General features: G+C 61.2%; 4 protein-coding genes. 1 reads left to right on the plus strand and 3 read right to left on the minus strand.

Going from position 1 to position 3,991, the window contains the following annotated elements:
• Positions 1-1,362, plus strand: a 1,362-nt coding sequence (locus WBV42_RS06060) for a four-carbon acid sugar kinase family protein (RefSeq protein ID WP_423985228.1), incomplete at its 5' end; no start/stop codon positions are given.
• A 73-nt stretch (positions 1,363-1,435) separates the two neighbouring features.
• Here WBV42_RS06060 and WBV42_RS06065 read toward each other — a convergent pair.
• From WBV42_RS06065 to WBV42_RS06075, 3 genes are all read right to left on the minus strand, one after another.
• On the minus strand, positions 1,436-2,620 hold the full coding sequence (locus WBV42_RS06065) for an ABC transporter ATP-binding protein (RefSeq protein ID WP_423985229.1): 1,185 nt from the start codon (positions 2,618-2,620) through the stop codon (positions 1,436-1,438).
• A 37-nt stretch (positions 2,621-2,657) separates the two neighbouring features.
• Complete coding sequence (locus WBV42_RS06070) at positions 2,658-3,536, minus strand: carbohydrate ABC transporter permease (protein WP_423985230.1); 879 nt, start codon at positions 3,534-3,536, stop codon at positions 2,658-2,660.
• Positions 3,533-3,991, minus strand: a 459-nt coding sequence (locus tag WBV42_RS06075) for a carbohydrate ABC transporter permease (RefSeq protein WP_423985231.1), incomplete at its 5' end; no start/stop codon positions are given. The genes WBV42_RS06070 and WBV42_RS06075, both read right to left, overlap by 4 nt.

A 3,991-nucleotide genomic window follows, 5' to 3' on the forward strand; every position in this document is an offset into this window, starting at 1 on the left:
CAGCAGTTCCACTGGGAGTTTTCCCCGCCTCGCGGTCGCCCGACACGTGGTTCTGCGACGAAAACGATGGCGTCGCCGTTTGGGTCGATGGCTGCTGACCGAACCCTCGTCGTCGCCGACGACTTGACCGGTGCGATGGACACGGGTCACTCCTTCGCCATGCGGGGGTACGGGACTTTCGTTCGCCTCGACCCGGAGTTCGACACTCCCGAGGCGGCAGTTATTGTCGCCGACACCGACTCGCGCTACGTCTCCCCCGACGAGGCAGCCGCAAGGGTTCGAAGCGTCGTCGCGTCCACCGACGCGTCAATCGTCTACAAGAAGGTAGACTCGACGCTCCGCGGGAACGTCGGCGTCGAAATCGCCGCCGCACACGACGCCATGGACGCCGAAGCGACGGCAGTCGCACCGGCATATCCCTCGAACGGACGCCTTACCGCGTGCGGCAATCACCTCGTCGACGGTGAACTCCTCACCGATACCGAGGTGGGGATGGACCCAGACAGCAATATCAATACCTCCCACGTCCCCCGTCTCCTCCGTGAGCAAATCGGCGGCCCAGTCGTCCACGCGGGTGTCGAATGCGTCGCCAGCCGTTCGACCGTCGATGCGTTTCAGCGTCCCGATGGGTTCGAGGCCGACGACCGCCTCGTCGTCGTCTTCGACATCGTTCACGATTCACACCTCGACGCTGTCGCGGCTGGTGCTCACGAGCACGATGGGGATGTGCTTCTGGTCGGCAGTGCCGGACTCGCCGAGTATGTCCGTTCTCCCGGCGAGGCCGGTAAAGGGTCACCATCTGTCGCCACAAACTCCAGCGGCATCGCCTTCGGCGTCGCTGGGAGCGTGAACCCGAGGACGCTTACACAACTCGATACGGTCCCCAAGAGCCAGGTCGTCCATCTCGATGCCCGAACCGCTGTGACTGCTCCCGACGACGCCGCGAAGAATGCCGCCGAAGAGTGCCTCGAACGGTTTCAGACGGAACCAGCAGTCGTCCTTACAGCGGCGTCCGACAGCGATACCGTCGCCGCGACGCTGGAGGCTGCCAAGGACGTGAACATCTCGGGACGCGAAGCCCGCGAGCGGATAACCGCCTCCCTCGGCGTCGCTACCCGTGTGGTCTGGACGAAACGAAGCCCCGACGGACTGTTTCTCACCGGCGGTTCCATCGCGAAGAGCATCCTCGACCGACTCGACGCGGACGGTCTCGCACTCCATGGCGAGGAAATCGATATCGGCGTCCCAGTCGGCGAGATTCGTGGCGGGAGTGGCGACGGTGCACCCGTCGTCACGAAGGCCGGTGCGTTCGGCGGGAACTCGACCATCGTCGACGCGCTCGATCATCTCCGTCGGGTCTAACGCGTTGTGAGCGACGTCCCCACCGGTACGCTCGTACTGTGCACATACAGTGACGAAAAACGGTTCGAGAAGTCTATCTCGTCGTGATGTTCTGCCCGCTGTCGTCGTCGAAGAGGTGTATCTTTTCCAAGTTCGGCGAGAGGGTGATGGTGGCGTCCTCAACGGCCGTGCTGTCGGGGATGACGCGGGCGGTAAACTCGACGCCTCCATCCGGTGGCGTGAGCGTGAGGAACTTGTCGGACCCCATCGGCTCGACGACTTTGACAAACGCTTCGAAGGTCTCCCCGTGACGCTGGCCGTCGGATTCTGCGTCGTGAAGGTCCTCGGGTCGGACACCGAGGGTGATGGAGTGGAGCGGCCCGTTCCAGGCGTCCACGGCGCGAACGTGCTGCTCGGGGAGGTCGATGGTGAACAAGCCGTCGGCATGTATCTCGTATCCGTCCGGAGTCTCGCGAAGGTCCACCGGGATGAAGTTCATCGGCGGTTCGCCGATGAAGCCTGCGACGAACTGGTTCGTGGGATTATCGTACAGGTGTTGTGGCGGTCCTATCTGTTGGAGTTCGCCGTTGTTCAACACGACGACGCGGTCACCGAGCGTCATTGCCTCCGCCTGATCGTGCGTCACGTAGATGGTCGTCTTCCCGACACGCTTGTGAATCTCGTTGAGTTCCGTTCGCATCTGGACGCGGAGTTTGGCGTCGAGGTTCGACAGCGGTTCGTCCATCAGGAACACCGAGGGTTCCCGGACGATGGCGCGGCCGAGCGCGACGCGCTGTTGTTGGCCGCCGGAGAGTTCGCTCGGTTTGCGTCCGAGCAGGTCGTCGATGGAGAGGAGGCCGGCGGCCTCCTCGACCCGTGATTTCACCTTGTCGTCGGGATAGTTCCGGATGCGAAGTGGAAACGACATGTTCTCTCGAACCGTCATGTGTGGATACAGCGCGTAGTTCTGGAACACCATCGCGATACCCCGCTCCCGGGGGTCCTTTCCTGTGACGTCGTTACCCTCGATCCAGATACGGCCCTCGGTAGCTTCCTCCAAGCCGGCGACGGTCCGAAGGGTGGTGGTCTTCCCGCAGCCCGACGGGCCGACGAACACGAGGAACTCGCCGCGACGGATGTCGATGTTGAGGTTCTCGACGGCGACGACGTCCTCGCCGCCGGACCGGTACACCTTCGTGAACTCGTCGATTCGGACGTTGTGGTCGTCGTTCGATTCGTCGTCGATATTCGATTGTATCGTATTTTCGGATTCGCTCATATTGTTCTCCGTTCGTTGTGGTTTGGCTCCTGTGCGGTCATTCCTTCAACGCCCCCGCTGTCAGCCCGCTCACGATGTAGCGTTGGAAGAACACCACGATGAGGATGGTCGGAAGGACGGCAACGATGCTCGCAGCGGCGAGTCCCGCCCACTGGACGGACACGTCGCCGACGAATTTGAAGACCGCGACGGAAATCGGCATGGACTGCAGATCCGTGGTCACGATGAGCGAGAAGAGGAACTCCCGCCACGAGTAAAGGAAGGTGAGGATGGCGCAGGCGGCGACACCGGGGGCCGCGAGCGGCAACGCTATCTTCCAGAACGCTTGGAACTTCGTACAGCCGTCCACCCGAGCCGACTCATCTAGAGCGGGCGGGATGGACATGAAGAAGTTCCGCATGATGTAGATCATCAACGGCAACCAGAGGTAAATCTGGGCGATGATGATTCCCGGCAGCGTGTTCAGCAACCCTCCCCACGACATGATCTGGTAGTACGGAACGACGAGGCCGATGGGCGGGAACAGTCGCGAGAACAACACCCCGATGAAAATGATGTTGTCGCCACGGAAGCGATAGCGACTGAACGCGTACCCCGCCGGAGTAGCGAGACCCATCACGACGACGGTTGTCACCGACGAGATGATGATGCTGTTTAGCAACGCCTTCCAGTAGTGCTGGCCGATGAGCACCTGGTAGTACGATTCCAACGTCGGATTGCGTGGTAGATAGTGGAGGTTATACACCGCCTCGTTCGTCTTGAACGACGTGAGTAGCTCCCAGAATAGAGGGACGATGACGCTCAATACCGCGAGTGCGAGCACGAGATGCACGATATACGGGCTCTCGATGACATCCCAGAATCGCTGTTTGCTCTCGTAGCTGATCCGTTCGTACCCTTCGTTTGGCGTACTCATGAGTCCTGAACACCTCCCATTATTTTCGTAACGTAAATCACGGCGACGATCAATGAGATGAGGATGATGAACATTGCGATTGCCGACGCGTATCCGTAGTCGAAGTTGATCATCCCCTCCCGATAGATGTAGAGGCTGAACACCGTCGTCCGCGTTCCGGGACCACCCCGTGACAGCGGGAATATGATGGCGAACGCGCGGAAGGCGAACATCCAGTTCATCAGCGCGACGATGGCGACGTACGGCCGCAGGTACGGCAGCGTGATGGCGCGAAACGTCTGGAACGTCGTCGCCCCGTCGACCTTCGCCGCGTCGTACATGTGGTTCGGAATGGACTGCAAACCGGCCAGCAGGACGATCATCGCGAACGGCAGGCGAGCCCACGCGTCCGTGAACGTCACTATCGCCATCGCGAGGTTATGCTGGGCCAACCACGCGTACGGTTGGTCGAGGAT

It is taken from the genome of Haladaptatus sp. (genome assembly GCF_049589095.1).
Lineage (GTDB): Archaea > Halobacteriota > Halobacteria > Halobacteriales > Haladaptataceae > Haladaptatus.

Coding starts and splice junctions, on each gene's coding strand:
- WBV42_RS06065 (WP_423985229.1), bottom strand. CDS start 2,620: ATGAGCGAATCCGAAAATACGATACAATCGAATATCGACGACGAATCG.
- WBV42_RS06070 (WP_423985230.1), bottom strand. CDS start 3,536: ATGAGTACGCCAAACGAAGGGTACGAACGGATCAGCTACGAGAGCAAA.